Here is a 19,694-nt window from a genome sequence, read left to right on the forward strand (position 1 = left end):
AAATGTAAGCGCATACACGACAAAATCCGGCGTTTATCGCACAATTCCTGCGAATATGTATTGACACATAGCGAGATTTGTCATATTCTAAAGTTGATACGTAACGTAACATAATTCGCACTAGCGCTACATATAGTATATCGAATCGAGTCATAATTTGGTTGAACGAAGGAGCGGTTAATGTGACGGATAAGGAACGGTTTCATTGTGTGCGATGCGGATGTATGATGGAGAGCATGGATGCGGCAGTGTTGTTTCAAACGGGTTTTTATCGGGTGATTCTCCCGCTTGGCTGCTGTAAGACATGTTATACGCAAACTCAAGAAACGCTGCCGCAGGATGACGTTAAATCGGCAGCAGGTATAGAATCGGCTCTATCTGATGAGCTGAAATTTACGACGGCGTATAACTATGAGCAGCCGCTGGCATACAGCTAGTTTGCCGAATACAGGGCAAAACTTCCAATCCTTTCCTCGCTCCGGTATAATTATGAGGATGCGAAGCTTGAATGCCGATCGTTCAGCTTCGGGAATTGGGGGGATAGATATGCATTATCAATCCGGGCAGAGCGAGCAGCAGCCAATCGTTCGGCTCCAGCAAGTCACGAAAGTAATCGGAAGGCGCACGATTATCGACAATCTTACGCTCGATTTGCCGCGGGCTGAGGTGTTCGGATTCCTGGGGCCTAACGGCTCAGGGAAGACAACGACGATCCGGATGATGGTCGGCTTAATGAAGATGACCAAAGGCGATGTCCTTATTGAAGGACACAGCATTCATTCGGATTATGAGAATGCGATTCGACATGTCGGGGCGATTGTCGAGAACCCTGAAATGTACAAATATTTGACCGGCTTTCAAAATCTGCTCCATTACTCAAGGATGGTGCCTGGTATAACCAAGCAGCGCATCGATGAAGTTGTCGAGCTGGTCGGGCTGAAGAGCCGGATTCACGACAAAGTCAAAACCTATTCTCTAGGCATGCGCCAGCGGCTTGGCGTTGCCCAGGCGATCATGCATAAACCTTCTTTGCTTATTTTGGACGAGCCTACGAACGGACTAGACCCGGCGGGCATCCGCGAGCTGCGCGATTATTTGCGGAAGCTGGCGAAGGAGGAAGGCATTACCGTCTTCGTCTCGAGCCATCTGCTGAGCGAAATGGAGCTTATGTGCGACCGCGTCGCTATCATCCAATCGGGCAAGCTCATCGATGTCCGCGGCATCCGTCCGGGCACATCGCTTGCCGATGAAGCGAACCAAGTTCTCTTCGAGGTCGACCGACCTGACGAAGCGGTACGGCTGCTGGCCGAATATGGCGCATCCCGCGAAGAGGATGCCGCGCTCGTGAGAGCAGATCGGGAGACCGCTGCGCGAATGAATGCCTTGCTCGTCGAAGCGGGCATTAAGGTGTATGGCATTCGCGTCCTGAACAAATCTCTGGAAGATCAGTTCCTGGAGATGACGGGAGGTGAGCAGGTTGTTTGATTTCCTGCAGCTCGTTCGTAACGAGAATATGAAGATTTACCGCCGGATCGGCACTTGGATTATGCTCGGCATTATTTTGCTGATCGTCGTCGCGGTCAGCCTGCTGACCAAATGGTTCTCCGAACACGACACGATGTGGACGGTCATGAACGGCATCGAGCAGTTCTCGTATTATCTCATAACGATCTTCACGGTCGTCATTTCGGCGGAAAGCGTTGCCGGAGAGTTCTCTTCGGGCACCATCAAGCTTCTCCTCATAAGGCCATGGAGCCGCTCGAAGATTTTGCTCTCCAAGTACATATCGCTGCTTCTATTCGCGCTAACGCTATCGGTTGTCATGTTCGTATCCTCGTACGTGCTCAACTTGATCTTGTTCGGCTACAATAGCAGTCCTACTGCGAGCGAAGCATTCAAGGTGCTGAACAACTCCCATCCGCTGTTGTATATGTTCCAAGTGTACCTGCTGGATTACATCGGGCTTGTCATGATCGTCACGTTCGCTTTCATGCTCTCGACGATTTTCCGGAGCGGGGGGCTCGCGATCGGCCTGTCGATGTTCATCTATTTCTTTGGCCTGATCGCAAGCGGACTGCTTGCCGCGCTCGACTATAACTGGGTAGAGTATTTGCTCTTCCTTCATCTCGATCTGAAGCAGTATTTGCAAAGCCCGGTCATTACGCATGACATGACGATCGGCTTCTCCTTTGCGGTGCTGGCCGGTTATTACATCGTGTTCATCGCGATCACTTGGCTTATCTTTAACAAACGTGATGTAGCGACATAAGCTGCTACGCCATTCAAAGAGGCTGTTCCCTTAAGTAGAACGATCTACTTGCGGGACAGCCTCTTCTTTTATCCACACGGTACCTTGCCCTATGTATACCCGCTAGGAGGGGGGTTAAAGCTAGTCCTAGGATTCCGGTGGCGCGGAGCGTCGCCCGCCGGAGACAGGGGGCTGGAGACTGAATATGGTGTGGGTACTTATCGCACTGCTCATTTTTATTTTTCAAATTGCCATGATCATCGCACTGGAATATCGGCATCCGGCTAAAACCGTTGCCTGGCTCCTGATCTTGTTCGGGCTGCCCGTCATCGGATTTGCCATGTACTATTTTCTCGCGCAAGACTATCGGCGGCGGCGGGATTACCGGCGAAGCAAAACGCTGAACGCGGATGCGCCGATGCGGAAGGCGCTTGAGCGCTGCAAGCTGGTAAGCGGTAGGGAAGACATGCATGGGAAAGAATTCGGCGGTCAGGATCGGTTCTTTCATATGCTTCAGCGGCAAGCCGATGCGCCGATAACCAGCTGTAACGAAACGAAAGTGTTGTCGGACGTGGAGGCTGCATACGAAGCGATATTCCGTGCGATCGGCGAGGCGAAGCATCACGTGCATGTGGAGTTTTATACGATACGTCATGACAGTGCCGGGCAGCGGCTCAAGGAAGCGCTCATCCGCAAAGCGAAGGAAGGCGCCGAAGTCAGAGTCGTTGTGGACGGCATCGGCAGCGTTGAACTGGGTAAAGCCTATGTGCAGGAGCTGACGCGGGCGGGCGTGAAGGTACGGTGCTTTCTGCCGCCGCGGATCGCGTTCTTCGAGAAACGGATGAATTTTCGGAATCACCGTAAAATCGTCGTCGTTGACGGCTTGACCGGATTTGTGGGCGGCATTAACATCGGCGACGAGTATCTCGGCGGCAATCCGAAGCTTGGGTTTTGGCGGGATACGCACTTGCAGCTTAGAGGGGATGCCGTTTATTTTCTACAAGAGGTGTTCATGAAGGATTGGTGGTATACCGCGAAGGAGAGGCTGAGCGGCCCGGCCTATTGGCCGGAACATCGCTGCAGCGGCAGCGAGCAGGTGCAGATCGTGCACTGCGGTCCCGGCGGCATGGAGGACGCCATCCTGGAGGTAGTCTATGCGGCGGTGGCGGCTGCCAGATCGCGTATCTACATCGAAACCCCGTATTTTATTCCCGATCCGGGTCTGGCGGCGGCGCTTCGGACAGCTGCTCAAAGCGGCGTGGACGTCCGGTTAATTATCCCGTATATCCCGGATACGAAACTGGTGCTCAGCGCGACGTTATCCTATGCCGAGGACATGCTGGCTGCAGGCGTCCGCGTCTACAGGTACCGCAAAGGCTTTATGCACGCGAAGGTGATTATCGTCGATCGGCTAATGGCTTCGGTGGGAACGGCCAATATGGATATGCGCAGCTTCCACAGCAATTTCGAGATCAATGCGCTGCTGTTTGACGAGAAGGGGATCGAGCGGCTGGAGGCGGATTTTTTCCGGGATATGGAGGACAGCAGCGAGGTCGACCTCGCGCAGTTCCGGAAACGTCCGCTTCGGCAGAAAGCCGGGGAAGCCGTTGCGCGCATGCTCTCGCCGCTGTTATAGGGGTTATTTCTCTTGCAATGTCGGACGGTCAAGGGAGACGATGTGGGCGAGCGGATGATCTCGCCCCGTTATGAGCGCGAAAAGCATGTTTGCTCCCATCATGCTGTAGACGGTGCCGTTCCCGCCATAGACAAGGCAGTAATAGACGCCCGGCCAGCCGGGATCGGCACCGATGAACGGCAAATTATCCCGCGACCCGAGAAAAGTTGCGTTCCATTCAAATTCGGCAGGGGCATCGAACGTCGGGAATAGGGACTGTACAACGCTATGCAGCCTATCTGCGTGCTTTTGCGCCGCTTTTTCCGACAGGAGCCTGGCCGATTCCTCGTCGCCTCCTCCGGCAATCACTCTTCCGTCATCGGTGATCCGCATATAGAAATACGGACGTGCGGTTTCCCATAAAAAATATTCCGCGTACTCCGGCAGTTTCGGCTCATGCCGCTGCGGCTCTGTCACGATGACATAGGTACGGTTCATCGTAGACTTGATAAGCTGCCGGCGAAGTTCTTCGCGTTCATAGCCAATTGCGTAAATGATATGCTTTGCGCGAACGATCGAGCCGGACGAAGTGTGCAGCACATGGATGCCGTCTTCATCGGTTTCGTGGCTCGTGATGTCCGTCTGCTCGTGAACGGCAAGATGATAGCGGCTTGCAGCCGCATCGATGAGCGCATGGACGAACCGAAACGGATTCAGCTGGGCATCTCCCAGCGTGACGATTGCGCCAGGTTTGCGAAACGGGAAATGCTCGGTTATCGTTTCCGGCTCCCAGTAGCGGACATCGAAGCCATGCTGCTTCAGCGTCTCGTATTCGCGGCGAAGCTTCGGCACGTCCTGCTCGGTGCTTGCGAAGTACAGGCTTTTTTTCGTACGGAAGTCCGAATCGTCTTCAAGTTCGGCGGCGACTTTCCCGATCTGGCCGACCGCATCCCTGCAGCCTTTATAGAAGCTGACCGCATCCCGTTCCCCGATTTCCTCGATTAAATCGCATAGCATGATATCGTTGCAGAATTGCATCAGTCCCGTATTGGCCAGCGTGCTGCCTCCGGCAATCTCGCCCCGCTCGAGAAGGACGGTGCGGAGCCCGTTCTTCGCTAACCAATAAGCGCAGATTGACCCCGAAATCCCGGCGCCGATAATGGCGACCTCGGCTTCGATCGGTTGAACGAGTGGAGGGTATGTTTTGGTTTGCGTTAGTGTCATAGGCCAATAGAGATGGCCTTTATGCACGGATTTCATCAATATCTAACCTCCACTAGCTACTATGCCCAATTTCGCGCAAGAAAAAAGAGGACCGGCGCGCGGTCCTCTTTTTGCCCTTGAGCAAGGCTAATCCTGTATCGGATCGGGAATCAGTCCCTCTTCTAACAGTTGGCTGTTCGTTTTCATGTGCTTCATGTCGTGGCCGAGCCGTTTCATATCCTGGTAGTCCTGTACCATCGTGCCGTTTTCGGCATGCCGTATCGGTTTGGCCTTGCTGCCCGCTTGCCCGCAGATCGGATTTTCCATGATTGATCGCTCCTTTGGTATACTGAAATAAGCAAGCACATGAGAGCCGCTTCACGTATACTTGCATGTTAAATACCCTGTTATCGTACAAGTTGAAACGCGAGACCGAAGCGTTCGCTTAAGAATAGGCTGATAGGGAATGAGGGAATGTAGGAAGAACGAGGTTTCGGCTGGCTAGGCCATATTTTGAAAATGACGACAGGGGAGCAGGATCGGAAATGCCAGGAGTGAGCACGATGACACAAAACGAGACAGCGGCTGAAAAAGTGCTTGGGGTGCCCCTTGTCCGGACGACACGGGGCAATTGGGTGGAAAACGTACACAGCGGCCATGCCGCGGTCGTCAGCAGTGAAGGAGAGTTAATCGCACATGTAGGGGATGCGTCGATTTGGACGTATATGCGCTCGACAGCCAAGCCGATTCAGGCGCTGCCTTCGGTGCTGGGCGGCATCGTAGAGTCTTACGGGCTTGATGACGCGGCGATCGCGCTCATGTGCGCGTCCCATCAAGGGACGGAGGCGCATATCGCCGTGCTGGAAGAGATGCTGAAGCGGACCGGCGTGAAGGAGGAGCAGCTGGTATTCGGCGAGTCGCTGCCGGCCAGCCAGAACGCGCGCGATGAGCTGCTGCGGCGCGGCGGCAAACCGCGGAAGCTGTACCATGTGTGCGCGGGCAAGCATATCGGCATGCTGGCCCTCTGCAAGCTGCGCGGCTGGCCGCTCGAGACATACGCGCAGCCGGAGCACCCGCTGCAGCAGGAGCTGCTGCGCACCGTCGCGGCGATCGCGGGTCTCGCGCCGCAGGAGATCGGCAGCGCCATCGACGGCTGCGGGCTGCCGGTGTTCGCGATGCCGATGTGGCGGCTCGCGCTCGTTTATGCGCGCTTCGCCGCTTGGGGCGGCGAAGCAACAGGGGCAGCGGCGCAGCCGAGCGCCGGCGGTGCGTCGGTGCCTGGCGCCGGAGCAGACGCGTCGGCATCGTTGGAGGCAGCGCCGATGGCGGACAGCGAAGCCATCGCCGCGTCGGCCAAGCGAATCGCGGCTGCGATGATCAACCACCCGGCTCTCGTGGAAGGGCCGGACCGGCTGGCAAGCATCATGCTTGGCGACGATAATGTCGTCGCCAAGAGCGGCGCGCAGGGCGTCTTCGCTTTTGCGCTGCGCAAGGAACGCGTTGCCGTTGTCATCAAGCTCGCCGATGGGGGCGAGTCTCCTTGGCCGGAAGCGGTCTGCGCGATCCTCGAGCAGCTGCAGCTAGGCGAAGAACTCATTGCGCGCATCAGCAGGAGCATCTCGGCAGAGATTCGCAACGACGCCGGCCAGCTCGTCGGCCACCGCGAATCCTGCCTGACTCTTCATCGCAATTCCTAGTGTTGTTGTTTGGTTGGAAGCGGGAGTACAGTTGCCGTTAATCGCCGAATTTCGATGAAAGAGCGCAGCGCGGAGCAACGCATTTTGATGAAAAGCGTCGAATTCGACGTTACATTGTAACCCCGTGTAATACTTTGGCGGAAAAGCGCGTTGAAGATTCGCCAATACACCTGTAGGCGTGCGGTTCTGCGTGCGCGTTCAAGGCGCGGCTTAAGTGGGGCCCGAGCAGCAAAGGTAGAGAAGAAGCCTGTAGAGCGCTACATTTGAGCGGGAAGGGAAAACGGGGTCAAAGAAGCGCCTCTATAGCGCTACATCGGCGTGAAAAGGGCAATACGATGGAAAAGAAGCGCTCTGGGAGCGCTACCTGCAATGGCGCGCGAAAAAGGTAACAAGGGCAATCTCCTTCCATCCATCAGATGGCGTCCGGGAGAATGCCCTTTTCTTTATGCGGCATGAGACGTGCTATCCAGCCGCCGCCACACGCCATCTGCCGGCTCACAGCCGCCGAATCGCCTCTCGGTACGCGGACGGCGACTGCTCATAAAAACGGCGGAACTGCTTCGAGAAATACAGCGGGTCCTGGAAACCGACCGATGCGGCAATCTGCTCGATCGTCAGCTCCAGCCGCTCGCGCAGCAGCAGGCGCGCTTTATCAATGCGCAGCTTCAGCAGAAACGTGACGGGCGTCATGCCCGTCTGCTGCTTGAAGACGCGCGAGAGATAAGCGCGGCTATAGCCAAGCGCATCGGCCATATGCTCAATCGAGATCGGCTCCGCATACTGCGCCGACAAATAGCGGATAACCTCGTCCGCAAGCGCTTCGCTGTCCGGTCCACGGTTCAAAGCGCCGGCTACGGCGCCTGGCTGCGCGGCCCCGAACTCCGCAAACAGCAAGTGCAAGTAACCGACCGCGCGCAGGTTCGCCGCCACGCCCCCGAGCCGGAAAGCGCGCTGAATGCTGCGAAACAGGACGGCCACGCGGGGATTGTCCCCCGTATCGATGACGGGGACGGACGCATCGAGCCCGGCGACCGAGACGAGCCGCTCCGCCTGCCGCCCTTCAAACGCGATCCACCTGTATCTCCACGGCTCCTTTTCACTTGAAGCGTAGCTGATCAGCTGCTGAGGCGGGATCAGGAACGTATGCCCGGCCCGTAAGGCATGCTGGCCGCCGGCGCAGGTATATGTCCCGTTTCCGCTTAAAACGTGGTGCATCAAATAGAAGTCGTAGACCTTCGGCCCGATCACATGACCGGGCTTGGTTTGGCTTTCCCCGGAGAACAATACATATAAATCACCATGTTCGTTCGGGACCGGATTGGACAGGACCGTATAGGTAGGCTGCAGCGTCACCGTGCCGATACACCTCCGTTTTACACATTCCAACTTACCTGCATTGTACCATACAGGTCACAAAATTCCATGCGATGTTCACATCAAGCCATTTAGTTCCCCTGCTCATTCCGCTATACTGAACCTATAAACCAACAACTACTACGAAGAAAGCGGTGTAGCACAGTGGCGAATATCCAAGAACTGACTGAGCGTTTTTTAAATACGTACGGCCATGAATCGACTGAAAAAATAGCAGTATTCCACGCGCCGGGCCGCGTCAATCTGATCGGCGAGCATACGGACTACAACGGCGGCTATGTATTTCCGGCGGCGCTGACGTTCGGCACTACGCTGCTGATCCGCAAGCGCGGCGACGATCAGCTCGGACTGTGTTCCACCAATTTTGACCTTCGCAAGCATATCCCGATTGCCCCGATCGCGTTCGACGAAGCGGATGACTGGATGAATTACCCGAAGGGCATCGTAAATGTCCTTCAGCAAAGCGGCATTGTCTTTAATCAGGGCTTCGACATGCTGTTCCACGGTGAAATTCCGAACGGAGCGGGTCTCTCGTCCTCCGCTTCGATCGAAGTCGTCACCGCTTATGCCTTGCTCACGATGGATGGCCTTGCGACGGATACGGTTCAAATCGCCCGCCTCGCGCAGAAATCCGAGAATGAATTCAACGGCGTCAAATGCGGCATCATGGACCAATTCGCTGTCGCTAACGGCAAGAAGGACCACGCCATCCTGCTCATGTGCGACACGCTTGAATATGAGCTGATTCCGTTCAACTCCGGCGAATACCGGATCGTCATCGGCAATACGAACAAGCGCCGCGGCTTGGTCGATTCCAAGTACAACGAGCGCCGCGGCCAATGCGAGCAAGCCGTCCAGGATCTGAAGGCGGCATTCCCGGAGCTGACGCTGCTCGGCCAGCTATCTTTGGAGCAGTTCCAAGCGAATCAGCATCTCATCCAAGACGAAATTGTGGTGAAGCGCGCAAAGCACGTCGTCGAGGAGATCGACCGCGTGCTGCAATCGATGAAGGTGCTCAAAGAAAACGATCTCGCCGCGTTCGGCCGGCTTATGAACGCCTCGCACGATTCGCTTCGCGATCTTTACGAAGTAACGGGCGACGAGCTCGATGCGATGGTGGCCGCGGCGCGCACGGTTTCGGGCGTACTCGGCTCGCGCATGACGGGAGCGGGCTTCGGCGGCTGTACCGTTTCGCTAGTTCACAAGGACAGCGTAACTAAGTTCCAAGAAGAAGTCGGACGCATATATACGGAAGCGACCGGGCTTGTGCCGGATTTCTACGTTTGCAATATCGGCAACGGCGTCGAGCAGTTGTCTTAAATAGATAAGAGATACTGGAGGAGGAGAGAAACATGGCAGTACTAGTAACAGGAGGCGCAGGCTACATCGGCTCTCACGCGGTGGCGGCGCTGCTTGAACGCGGAGAGGACATCGTTGTCGTCGATAATTTGCAGCAGGGCCATAAGGAAGCGGTGCTTGGAGGTAAATTGTATGTAGGCGATCTGCGCGACGGCGATTTTTTGGATACCGTGTTCAGCGAGAACGGCATTGACGCCGTTATCCATTTTGCCGCGAACTCGCTGGTAGGCGAGAGCATGAAGGATCCCGGCAAGTACTACCACAACAACGTTTACGGCACGTTGTGCCTGCTTGAGAAGATGAACCAATATGGCGTGAAGCGCATCGTCTTCTCGTCCACGGCGGCCACGTACGGCGAGCCGGAACAACTACCGATCCACGAGGATGACCGCACGCTTCCGACGAACACGTACGGCGAAACGAAGCTGGCTATGGAAAAAATGATGAAGTGGTACGACACCGCCTATGGCGTCAAGTACGTGTCGCTTCGATACTTCAATGCGGCCGGCGCGCATGCAAGCGGCAGGATCGGCGAAGACCATCATCCCGAAACGCATCTCGTGCCGCTCGTTCTGCAGACGGCGCTCGGGCAGCGCAGCCATATTTCCATCTTCGGCGATGATTATCCGACGGAAGACGGCACCTGCGTCCGCGATTACATCCATGTCAGCGACCTGGCCGATGCCCATTTGCTGGCCGTTGACCGGCTTCGAGAGGGCGGCGAGAGCGCCATCTACAACCTTGGCAATGGCACCGGCTTCTCCGTGAAGCAGGTGATCGACATCGCCCGCCAAGTAACGGGCCGCGACATTAAGGCGGTCGCGGAAACGCGCCGCGCCGGCGATCCTGCCGTGCTTGTCGCATCTTCGGACCGGGCGCGTACGGAGCTTGGATGGAATCCGACCCGGAACAAGCTTGAAGACATTATCGGCAGCGCCTGGGCATGGCATCAAGCGAACCCAAGCGGCTATAACAACCAATAGCGATAGCTTGCCGCGAAAGGAGCAGCAACGATGACAGAACAACGACAATCGAACGTTAGCGCCCATGAGGCGCGTCTCCTTATCGAAAGGCTCGTGCAATTCGCCGTCCAGCGCGGCATGCTCGAGCCGCCGCTGGACGTATTTGCGTCCCGCAACGCGCTGCTTGAGCTGTTCGGCTTCCAAGAAGCCTACGAAGGCACCGTTCCGGAGGAACGGCTGGAGAGTGCCGCCGCGCTGCTGGAGCCGCTGCTCGACTATGGCGCATCCATCGGACTCATCGCGGACAATACGACAACTTACCGCGATTTGTTGGACGCCCGCATCATGGGGCTGCTGATGCCGCGCCCGTCGGAGGCAGCAGCCAAGTTTCGCCGCACGGCGGAACGGGAAGGCATCGCGAAAGCGACGGACGAATTTTACCGGCTGAGCATCGATTCCAACTATATCCGGATGGACCGGATTGCGAAGAATCAATACTGGGAGCAGCCGACCGAATATGGCAAGCTGGAGATCACGATCAATTTGTCCAAGCCGGAGAAGGATCCGCGGGAAATCGCGCTGCTCAAGACGATTGCGCCGAGCAATTACCCGAAGTGTCTGCTTTGCGCGGACAACGTAGGGTACGCAGGGCGCGCGGACCATCCCGCCCGTCAGAACCTGCGCATCGTGCCGCTTGAGCTGCAGGGCGAAACCTGGTACTTCCAATACTCGCCGTATGTGTATTACAACGAGCACAGCATTGTGTTTCACGGCAAGCATGTACCGATGCGGATATCGCACGATACGTTCGCGCGTCTGCTTGACTTCGTGGAGGAGTTTCCGCACTACTTCATCGGCTCCAATGCCGATCTGCCTATCGTCGGCGGGTCGATCTTAAATCATGACCACTTCCAAGCAGGCCGTCACGTGTTCCCGATGGAAACAGCCGCAGCCGAGCAAGTATTCGTCCATCCGAGCGATATAGCGGTAACTTACAGCATCGTCGCCTGGCCGCTGTCGGTCGTTCGGCTTAACGGCATGGACAAAGCAGCCGTGCTTCGCGCGGCGGGGAACGTGCTCGATGCTTGGCGCGCATACAGCGACGTGGAAGCGGACATCCTTGCGTTCTCCGAGAAGAACGGAGAAATGGTGCCGCACAATACGATTACGCCGATTGCAAGGCTGCAAGATAACGGGCAATACGAGCTCGATTTGGTGCTGCGCAATAACCGCGCGAACGAGGAACATCCGGACGGCATCTTCCACCCGCACCGGGAGCTGCACCACATCAAGAAAGAAAATATCGGCCTGATCGAGGTGATGGGGCTTGCCGTCCTTCCCGGAAGGCTCAAGAGCGAGCTCGAAGAAATCGCGGCAATCCTAACAGGCAGCCGAGAATATAATCAGGCTTCGCTTGCGGAGGGCCCGCTTGAAAAGCATGCGGATTGGATCGAAGAGATCGTCCGGGCGAATGGCCTGGCGCTCACAACAGCCAAAGCGGAGGCGGTCCTCCGGGAGGAAGTCGGACGCAAATTTCTTGACGTTCTGCTCGATGCGGGTGTGTATAAACGTACGGTTCAAGGGAGCGAAGCCTTCGGACGGTTTATGTCCTCGCTCGGCTTAACCCGCATCTAACAGCGAATGCCCAATTTTCGTTCGCTATCGAATACGGGCAAATTCGATATTTACAACGTGACATGATTATTTTCGAGTAATCACAGCGAATAATTTGGAATAATTTAATAAAATCAGAAGGATATTTGGATGTTATGGCGAAAACATTATAGAAATCGTATTAACTATGTCAGGGGGATTGTGATGCCGCTTCCAATTATTCCTATTGATGAATTTTTGGCTTTGTCTACGGATGAGCAAGTAGAGAAGCTGAAGCAGTGGAAAATGGACTACACGTTGAAGGACATCCGCGAAGCGTGGGGCTTCAAACACTCTGCTCAATACTACATGCTGCTGAAGAAATTGCGCATTTACGAGCGCGTCGTGAACAAGTCGGACAAGTTCTCGCCGGAGCAGGTGTTCACGGGCAAAACCGGACCGGAAGCGTATACCGCGGCTGCTTACGCCTATACCGAACGCGCCGTTCCGGCCGACCAATTCGGCTACGAGCTCAATGTGACCCTTAGCGGACCGGAGCTTGCGGATAAGCTTGAGCGCTTGGCACATTTTCTGAAAGGCGAGCACAAGGCGGTTTCAATCAAACTGTCCATATCGGCCTCCAAAGCAGTTCCATCCAACGGAAACGATGACCTCGCAGACAGCTAGCATATAGGAAACGACAAAAAACCGAGCGGTTCAAGGCTCGGTTTTTCTTATCTAAACGGGGATCATGTCTATTTCTCGCGCAGCTGGCCAAGCTCCGATACGATCGCTTCCACTTCGCTGATGCTGAACTTGTCCTTGCCCGCTACGATGTCGTAAACATCCTTCAAGTCCTCGTATTTGTCGAGGCTGAAGTTGCTCGCTTGCATCGCGGCTCCGGAAGCCATGCGCAGCTTGTTCTTTATCGTATCGATCATGAAGGCGACATTGTCATGGTTCGGTTCCGATAGATTTCTCATTGGGGATTAAGCTCCTCTCCTGTTACCTGTATGTGTTCGTATTGTATCATGCCAATCCATGTACAAGCTACGCCTAATCGGATACTGCCAACGACTGGAGGAAATAAGATGATTCATTTGCTTCATAAACAAGTTGATCCTCGAAAGTGCCCGATTCTATATGAAACAAGCTTCGAGCAGGAGCAAGAGCTCGACAATTGGCGGATGTGCAGCGGAGAATGGTGGGTTGAGAACGGCTGGCTGCATGGCCGAAATCCGCTCAACGCGCCGGGCGTGCTGCTGAGCAAGCGGGATTTTCCCGGCAATGTGCTTGTGGAGTTCGAAGGGCGAACCGTCCTTCCAAGCACCCATGACATTAACTTAATGTGGAATGCCAGCTGGGATGAGGAGAAGAACATGCGCGGCGCGGCTTACGTGGCCGGGCTCGAGGGCTGGTGGGAAGGGAAGATCGGTCTCGAGAAATCACCGGAGTACGTGTTGAATGCCGCAACGCCGCTATTTGATTTTGAGCCGGGGCGGACGTACTTCATTCAAGCGGGCAGCATCGACGGGCACTGCTTTGTATGTGTCGACGGCAAGCTGCTGCTCGAACTGACCGATTATGAGCCGATCGATTCCGCCGTACATGCCAAAGTCGGATTCGAGGCCTATGCCAGCTACATTCAATTGCGCAATGTGCGGATCCGTTCGATCGAGTGGGAGCCGCGCGTCCGCTCCTATCCTGCGGAATTTTAACTACAAATAGATCAATTTGAAGCGGGCACCGCATTTCGTTACAATGTATGTTTAAAGGAGTCGTTCATCATGGGTAATCGGGCCAAGACGCGAAAGAATCGGAATATCGACCCGGTAGCCCGCGAGCGCACAGGAATAGAAGGCGTTGAGGGACTGCTGCGAAAGGCGGCCATTCAACAGCCGGAACGCGCCAAGCTCCTCTTCGTTTGTATCGGCACGGATTGCTCGACCGGCGATTCGTTCGGCCCTTGGGTCGGAACGCTGCTGAAGGAAGCCGGATGGCCGCATATTGCAGGGACGCTGGAGCATCCGTGCGATGCCAACCGGTATGAAGCTTTGATCGGCGATATTCCGCCGTCGTTGACGGTGATTGCAATCGATGCCTGCTTGGGCAAGAAGGATGCGACCCCAGGCTATATGATCGCCGAAGGTCCGCTGTTCCCGGCGCAAGCCGTCGGCAAACGGCTGCCGCCGATCGGCGATTACAGCATTGCGGGCATCGTCGCGCCGCACAGCGTGAAGCCTTATTGGGCGATCCAGCACGCTTCGTTATATGAAGTGATGGGGATGGCCCGCTCTGTGGCGGATACAATAAATAGGGTATGGCCGGAAGCTTGATAGAGAGCGAGTCCGGCTCGATCATTCCTAGCTCTGAAAGGATGAAGGTTCATGTCGAAAAAGCAGCTTTCTCTGACCAATAACGCCTTTCAATTGCCGAGCGGCGAAACGGTCGCCTATTATGATTCCGCCCCTCAATCCGGCGAGTCGGCTTCCGCGGCAATCGTACTGCTGCACGGATTTTGCGGAAGCTCCGCCTACTGGGCAGAGATCGTTCCCCTACTTGCCGCGCGCGGCCGGGTGATCGTCCCTGATCTGCGCGGTCATGGAGGCAGCTCGGCACCTCAGCAGTCCTCTTATGAGATGGAGCATTTCGCGGAGGATTTGCTGCTGCTGACGCGCGAGCTTGGCCTTTCGTCGGTTCACCTATTCGGCCATTCACTTGGCGGCTACGTATCGCTTGCATTTGCCGAGCGGCATCCCGATCTGCTTAAGTCGTTCGGTCTTGTCCATTCCACGGCTAAGCCGGACAGCGAGGAAGCGAAGGGGAACCGCGACAAGGCGGCGCAGACGCTGCTGGCGGACGGAATCGGCCCGTTCGTCGAGGGGCTTGTACCGAAGCTGTTCGCGCCTGAACATAGAGAGTCGATGGCTGACGCCGTGTCGCATATCGTGGATATCGGACGCGGCACTTCGGCGGCGGGAGCCGCGGCGACGGCGCTCGGCATGAAAGCGCGTCCTGACAGGACCGCGGTGCTGGAGGGCCTTGCCGTTTCCCGCCTGCTCGTCGCAGGCTCCGAAGATGCGGTCATAGTCCCGGCGAATACGTTCACGGTGGACGGTCCGCATGTCACCCAGTCGCTGCTCGAAGGCTCCGGCCATATGAGCATGATCGAAGCGCCGGAGCAGCTGGCGGGCGAATTGATGGCTTTCCTGAAATCGATATAAACCGCGGTAAGCACGACATGGAGAGGAGGGCGCCGGTGTTTCAAAGAGATTATTTTATGAGCATGATCGAACAAATGGGTCAGGTGCTTGGCCAGGTCATGGGACTAAAGCAGCAGCGCAAGCAGGAGGAGGCGCTGCTTGTCATCGACGAACTGCTTGACCGGCAGTTCCGGATGAACGGAAAGCTGATCCGGCAGCTGTCGGATGCGGATATCGTGCGGCTCATGACGACCAATGGCGTCGTCGAAACCGCGAACCTGCACGCCATCGCGCTGTTGATAAAAGAAGAAGCGAAACTATTGGCGGAACTCGGAAGACCGGAGCAAGGCTTTCCGCTTCAATTGAAAGCCTTCCATCTCTTCATGCGCCTCGCGATTTTGGATGCGCCGGCGCTGCTTCGCACGCCTTCGGAGGAAGCCGCCGAGCTGGATGCGGAGCTTGGCATTTACGAGCTTCCGCGGGATACGAAGCTGCTGACGCGGGAGTGGCACGAAGCGGACGGACGCTACGATGAAGCTGAGAACGTGCTGCACGAGCTGCTTGAGGACGGCGCACTGAGCGGCGGAGAAGCGGTGGATTTTTACCGCAGGCTGCTTCTCCTGCCGGATGAAGCGCTGGCGGCAGGCGGTTTGCCCCGCGATGAAGTGAATGATGGATTGGAACGGATGATGAACGAGTTGACGGAAACTTAGGAGTGGAAAGAGTAACATGGTGAGCAAGGAGCAATGGCAATCGGATCTGGAGAAATGGGTAAGCGGCGGTCAGCTGCGGCAGGCGACCTTCAGCCAGCTTCGCAGCAAGGAAGTCGGGCCCCCTGCCAAAACGGTCATTCGTCCCATCGAGCTTAAAGGGGCGCTTCATTATCAATTTCAATATTACGCCGATAACAAAGTGACCCACGAGAACGTGCCGCAGACGGAGGCGGCCGGGCGAATCGCCGAATGGCTGGAGCAGCACTACCGGCAGGCGCTGTTCAAGACGAATGAGGCCGACGTGCAGGTGCTGTTCTCGAAGAAAGGCAAAGCCTCGGTCGTCACGAAGCCGGCAACGGCCAAGCAGGAGCCGGTAACGCTGACCCATAACAGGCAGAAGCAGCGGGTCGTGCAGGAAGGCGAAGCGGCGCCTTTCATGGTAGAGCTCGGCATTATGACGAAGGATGGCCAGGTAGTCGCGAAGAAGCAGGATAAGTTCCGGCAGATCAACCGGTTTCTGGAAATGGTAACGGATGTGCTGCCTTACTTGCCAACGGATCGTGAAATTACGATCGTGGATTTCGGCTGCGGCAAGTCCTACTTAACGTTTGCGCTGTATCATCTGCTTGCGGTCAAGCAGCGGCGCCAAATCTCGGTCGTCGGACTGGACTTGAAGGCCGACGTGATCGCCTTCTGCTCGGAGCTTGCGCGAAAGCTCGGCTACGATAAATTGAAATTCCAGGTTGGCGACATCGCGCAATACAAGGATCAGTCCCAGGTAGATATGGTCGTTACGCTGCATGCATGCGATACGGCTACGGATGCCGCGCTCGTCAAGGCGGTGGAATGGGGAGCGTCCGTCATTTTGTCGGTTCCGTGCTGTCAGCACGAGCTGTTCCGCCAAATCCGCAACGAGGCGATGTCACCGCTGCTCTCGCACGGCCTGCTTAAGGAGCGGTTCTCCGCGCTCGCGACGGATGCGATCCGCGCACAGCTGCTGGAAGTGATCGGCTACCGCACGCAGCTTCTCGAATTTATCGATCCGGAGCATACGCCGAAAAACATGCTGATTCGAGCAATACGCATGGCTGGAGGAACGGCCGAGGCGGCACGCAAATGGCAGGAATATGTCGACTTCCGCGACATGCTGCAGGTAACGCCATATTTGGAAAAAGCGCTTGGCGGGCGGCTCCCCCAGGGCTGACGCGCGCACGGCGCTCTCTTGCTGATGTCAATAAAGATAACAACATTATTGTCGGATAATTAAGCAGTATGATAGAATATAGAAGCATATAAGCGAAATGTCCCAGGTCTTTTTGCATATAACAATTTGATCGTGATTTGGGTGAAGCTGATGGAGCTGATGACAGGGCTGGATTTAAGCCTATTTCTTTTTTTATTCGCCATTTTCATCTATGTATTCGCAACCAACATCATTACAACCCAGCATAAAGTCTATTTGCTATTCCACTTCTTCATGATGATATGGCCGCTTGGCCAGGTCGGCGTCCACTTGACAGATCAACCACATCTCCAGATTTTTTACATAAACACTTCCTTTGTCGGATTATCGATGCTAGGTTTCGGTTGGCTCCTGTTTACGAAATTTCTGGTGAATGTCACCTACAGACCAAGTCGCAGAGCACTCATTTGCATGGTGCTGCCTTCGCTGCTTGTTTCCATCGGCGTCGTTTGGAATCCTTGGAACGCCTTCGTTTCAACTTTGGACGGCAGCTATGAAGAACGGATATACGGACCGATTTTATGGGTGATGGTAGCGGTGCTGTTATCCTACTATGTTTATTCCTTGCGCATCCTGTTCAAAGCTTATGGTTCGCGCAAGCTGCCCCAGGATCGGGCACGCATCGCCAATGCGATTACCGGGATCATCATTATAGTGGCGTTTCCGATGCTGGATTTGCTGCTTAACGTGGTGCTTGCTCCGTGGCTGCCGGTTATTCCCGGCCTGACATCGCTTGGGATCGTATTATCCGACCTCTATTTTGTATTCTCGCTGAAGAAGCACCGTTCGCTCGATCTGGTCAAGATCGCTCAGCAGGACGTGATGGATACGTTGTCGGTCGGCATGATCGTGTTGGACGAGCATGACCATGTCATTGAGATGAACCAGGGCGTAAGCCCGCGCATGCCAATCTCGGTCGGCGAAACGCTGAATATGGAAGACTTGCTTTCCTGCTTCAGCATCGATCCGGAGAGCAAGGAGGCGTTTCTTCACGCGTACCGGACAAGCCCTTCGCAGCGCATCCAGACGGAAATCGCGATTGAATACGATGAGATGCTCAAACAGTATTTCACGCTCCATGTAGGCCCGATTATCGTAAATGGGCGGCGCATCGGGAAAACGGTGACGTTCCAGGATATTTCGGAGTTGAAATGCCATATTTTGAAATCGCAGGAGCAGTACTCCTCGATGCAGGAGCGCAACCGCGCTCTGATCTACATGCAGGACGAGCTGTTCCAGGCGAACCGGAAGCTGGAGCAAATGGCGATTACGGACAGCCTGACAGGCTGCTATAACCGCAGGTTTCTTATGCAGCAGCTGGAGCACGAGGTACTTACGAACATCCGGTACAAAATTCCGTTTGCGCTCCTCCTCTTCGATATCGATCTGTTCAAGATCGTGAACGATACGTACGGCCATGTCGTCGGCGACGAAGTGATTCGGCGGACGGCGGACGCGGTGCGACACTCTCTTCGCAGAACCGATATCCTGGCGCGGTACGGCGGCGAAGAGTTTACGGTCTACTTGCCGCACACGAATAAGGAACAAGCGGAGATGCTGGCGCAGCGCATCCGCGAGGTCGTAGAGAATAACGAAATACCGATCGGGCGCGGACGCGCTCCGGTTTCGGTCACAATCAGCATGGGAATGCTGGTCGTGGACGAACAGTCCGATCTTCACCTGGACGATGTGAAGAGTTACTTAAGAGATTTGTTCGCGAAAGTGGATTCGGCTCTGTATAAAGCCAAGGATAATGGCCGCAATCGGGTAGTCAATTTATAAGGAGGTTAGCGAATGCCGCGTAACGGTCGTCTTACAGCATGTGCCGCATCATGCGTCGCAACGCTAGCAGCAGCGGGTTTATGCCTACTTGCGAATAAGACACCATCGATGTTCGCTGCATCAATCGGAATCTTTATTTTCGCAGCTGTCGCTTTGCCGATAGGTTATGCGCTGGGCTTGAAGTATGACCGGCTCAAATCGGCGGCCTCCACCGACAGCCTGACCGGCGTGTACAACCGCCGCTTTATCGAGGCTGTCTTTAGTAAGCTGCAGGGACAGGCTTTGCGCACCCGAAAGCGCATGACCGTCATCTTAATGGATGTTAACGATTTCAAAGAAGTGAATGACCGTCTGGGCCACAACCAAGGAGACCATGCACTGAAGCTGATCGCCGGCGCACTTGCCGCCAGCGCGGAACGCGGTGAAATCATCGGTCGATGGGGCGGCGATGAATTTATCATGATTTGCCCCTATGCCGACGAGAAAGGCATCGACCGAATTGTCAAGCAAATTCATGAACAGTTATTCGTCATTTCCGTACGTGCCGGACTGCGCCTGTCGGTCTCGGCTGGACATGCCGTCTTCCCGGAGCAGGGAACGGAGCTTAGCCAGCTGTCTGCAGTTGCCGATAAACGGATGTACGCGGAGAAAAACGTCCGCAAAACCCAGTTGAACGAACCGGCAGCTTTGCAGGCATAGTAC

Annotated in this window: 20 protein-coding genes; 16 read left to right on the forward strand and 4 right to left on the reverse strand. The window is 55.5% G+C overall.

Features of this window, described 5'->3' with window-relative positions:
* Window positions 1–182 precede the first annotated feature (182 nt).
* The 4 genes from DL346_RS18175 to cls all read left to right on the forward strand — a co-directional run bounded on the left by DL346_RS18175 (window position 183) and on the right by cls (window position 3,884).
* On the forward strand, window positions 183–437 hold the full coding sequence (locus DL346_RS18175; protein ID WP_133257541.1) for a hypothetical protein: 255 nt from the start codon (window positions 183–185) through the stop codon (window positions 435–437).
* 109 nt (window positions 438–546) lie between these two features.
* Window positions 547–1,485, forward strand: a complete 939-nt coding sequence (locus tag DL346_RS18180) for an ABC transporter ATP-binding protein (RefSeq protein ID WP_112883566.1) — start codon at window positions 547–549, stop codon at window positions 1,483–1,485.
* A complete protein-coding gene (locus tag DL346_RS18185) occupies window positions 1,469–2,269 on the forward strand; it encodes an ABC transporter permease (protein WP_240633274.1) in 801 nt (266 codons plus the stop codon). Before DL346_RS18180 ends, DL346_RS18185 begins: the two co-directional genes overlap by 17 nt.
* A 184-nt stretch (window positions 2,270–2,453) precedes the next feature.
* Window positions 2,454–3,884 (forward strand): cardiolipin synthase, encoded by a 1,431-nt coding sequence (gene cls, locus DL346_RS18190; RefSeq protein ID WP_112883568.1) that lies wholly within the window; start codon window positions 2,454–2,456, stop codon window positions 3,882–3,884.
* A gap of 3 nt (window positions 3,885–3,887) precedes the next feature.
* Here the strand turns inward: cls and DL346_RS18195 are convergent, their stop codons facing one another.
* Window positions 3,888–5,123 (reverse strand): NAD(P)/FAD-dependent oxidoreductase, encoded by a 1,236-nt coding sequence (locus DL346_RS18195; RefSeq protein ID WP_112883569.1) that lies wholly within the window; start codon window positions 5,121–5,123, stop codon window positions 3,888–3,890.
* A 90-nt stretch (window positions 5,124–5,213) separates the two neighbouring features.
* Entirely contained in the window at window positions 5,214–5,393 is a 180-nt protein-coding gene (locus tag DL346_RS18200; protein WP_112883570.1) for a hypothetical protein, read from the reverse strand.
* A gap of 236 nt (window positions 5,394–5,629) precedes the next feature.
* On the opposite strand from DL346_RS18200, the gene DL346_RS18205 reads away from it, so the two are divergent.
* Window positions 5,630–6,763 carry an asparaginase gene (locus DL346_RS18205; protein ID WP_165822569.1) on the forward strand — a complete coding sequence of 378 codons (1,134 nt, stop codon included), beginning with the start codon at window positions 5,630–5,632 and terminating at the stop codon, window positions 6,761–6,763.
* Window positions 6,764–7,258: 495 nt separating this feature from the next.
* Here DL346_RS18205 and DL346_RS18210 read toward each other — a convergent pair whose 3' ends face one another.
* Window positions 7,259–8,116, reverse strand: coding sequence for an AraC family transcriptional regulator (locus tag DL346_RS18210; protein WP_112883572.1), 858 nt, complete (start codon window positions 8,114–8,116; stop codon window positions 7,259–7,261).
* Between the two features lie 165 nt (window positions 8,117–8,281).
* Between DL346_RS18210 and DL346_RS18215 the strand changes: the two genes are divergently transcribed.
* The 4 genes from DL346_RS18215 to DL346_RS18230 all read left to right on the forward strand — a co-directional run bounded on the left by DL346_RS18215 (window position 8,282) and on the right by DL346_RS18230 (window position 12,738).
* Window positions 8,282–9,457 carry a galactokinase gene (locus tag DL346_RS18215; RefSeq protein WP_112883573.1) on the forward strand — a complete coding sequence of 392 codons (1,176 nt, stop codon included), beginning with the start codon at window positions 8,282–8,284 and terminating at the stop codon, window positions 9,455–9,457.
* Between the two features lie 32 nt (window positions 9,458–9,489).
* Window positions 9,490–10,479, forward strand: a complete 990-nt coding sequence (gene galE, locus DL346_RS18220; RefSeq protein ID WP_112883574.1) for a UDP-glucose 4-epimerase GalE — start codon at window positions 9,490–9,492, stop codon at window positions 10,477–10,479.
* Between the two features lie 30 nt (window positions 10,480–10,509).
* Window positions 10,510–12,093: a UDP-glucose--hexose-1-phosphate uridylyltransferase gene (locus DL346_RS18225; RefSeq protein ID WP_112883575.1), complete on the forward strand. Its 1,584-nt coding sequence runs from the start codon at window positions 10,510–10,512 to the stop codon at window positions 12,091–12,093.
* A 183-nt stretch (window positions 12,094–12,276) separates the two neighbouring features.
* On the forward strand, window positions 12,277–12,738 hold the full coding sequence (locus DL346_RS18230; RefSeq protein WP_112883576.1) for a hypothetical protein: 462 nt from the start codon (window positions 12,277–12,279) through the stop codon (window positions 12,736–12,738).
* Window positions 12,739–12,806: 68 nt separating this feature from the next.
* On the opposite strand, the gene DL346_RS18235 is transcribed toward DL346_RS18230, so the two are convergent.
* Window positions 12,807–13,034, reverse strand: a complete 228-nt coding sequence (locus DL346_RS18235) for a DUF1128 domain-containing protein (RefSeq protein WP_112883577.1) — start codon at window positions 13,032–13,034, stop codon at window positions 12,807–12,809.
* 108 nt (window positions 13,035–13,142) lie between these two features.
* Here DL346_RS18235 and DL346_RS18240 point away from each other — a divergent pair, with 108 nt between their 5' ends.
* The 7 genes from DL346_RS18240 (at window position 13,143) to DL346_RS18270 (ending at window position 19,691) form a co-directional block, all read left to right on the forward strand.
* The gene (locus DL346_RS18240; RefSeq protein ID WP_112883578.1) at window positions 13,143–13,769 is read left to right on the forward strand and encodes a hypothetical protein; all 627 of its coding nucleotides are present in this window, start codon (window positions 13,143–13,145) and stop codon (window positions 13,767–13,769) included.
* Between the two features lie 69 nt (window positions 13,770–13,838).
* Window positions 13,839–14,387 (forward strand): spore protease YyaC, encoded by a 549-nt coding sequence (gene yyaC / locus DL346_RS18245; RefSeq protein ID WP_112883579.1) that lies wholly within the window; start codon window positions 13,839–13,841, stop codon window positions 14,385–14,387.
* Between the two features lie 51 nt (window positions 14,388–14,438).
* A complete protein-coding gene (locus DL346_RS18250; RefSeq protein ID WP_112883580.1) occupies window positions 14,439–15,275 on the forward strand; it encodes an alpha/beta fold hydrolase in 837 nt (278 codons plus the stop codon).
* A gap of 35 nt (window positions 15,276–15,310) precedes the next feature.
* On the forward strand, window positions 15,311–15,967 hold the full coding sequence (locus tag DL346_RS18255) for a DUF6483 family protein (protein ID WP_112883581.1): 657 nt from the start codon (window positions 15,311–15,313) through the stop codon (window positions 15,965–15,967).
* A gap of 16 nt (window positions 15,968–15,983) precedes the next feature.
* Window positions 15,984–17,171: a class I SAM-dependent methyltransferase gene (locus DL346_RS18260; protein ID WP_112883582.1), complete on the forward strand. Its 1,188-nt coding sequence runs from the start codon at window positions 15,984–15,986 to the stop codon at window positions 17,169–17,171.
* Between the two features lie 150 nt (window positions 17,172–17,321).
* Window positions 17,322–18,992, forward strand: a complete 1,671-nt coding sequence (locus DL346_RS18265; protein WP_240633275.1) for a histidine kinase N-terminal 7TM domain-containing diguanylate cyclase — start codon at window positions 17,322–17,324, stop codon at window positions 18,990–18,992.
* A gap of 12 nt (window positions 18,993–19,004) precedes the next feature.
* A complete protein-coding gene (locus DL346_RS18270) occupies window positions 19,005–19,691 on the forward strand; it encodes a GGDEF domain-containing protein (RefSeq protein ID WP_112883583.1) in 687 nt (228 codons plus the stop codon).
* Window positions 19,692–19,694 lie beyond the last annotated feature (3 nt).

This window comes from Paenibacillus montanisoli (genome assembly GCF_003268025.1).
In the GTDB taxonomy this organism is placed as follows: Bacteria; Bacillota; Bacilli; order Paenibacillales; family Paenibacillaceae; genus Paenibacillus_Z; species Paenibacillus_Z montanisoli.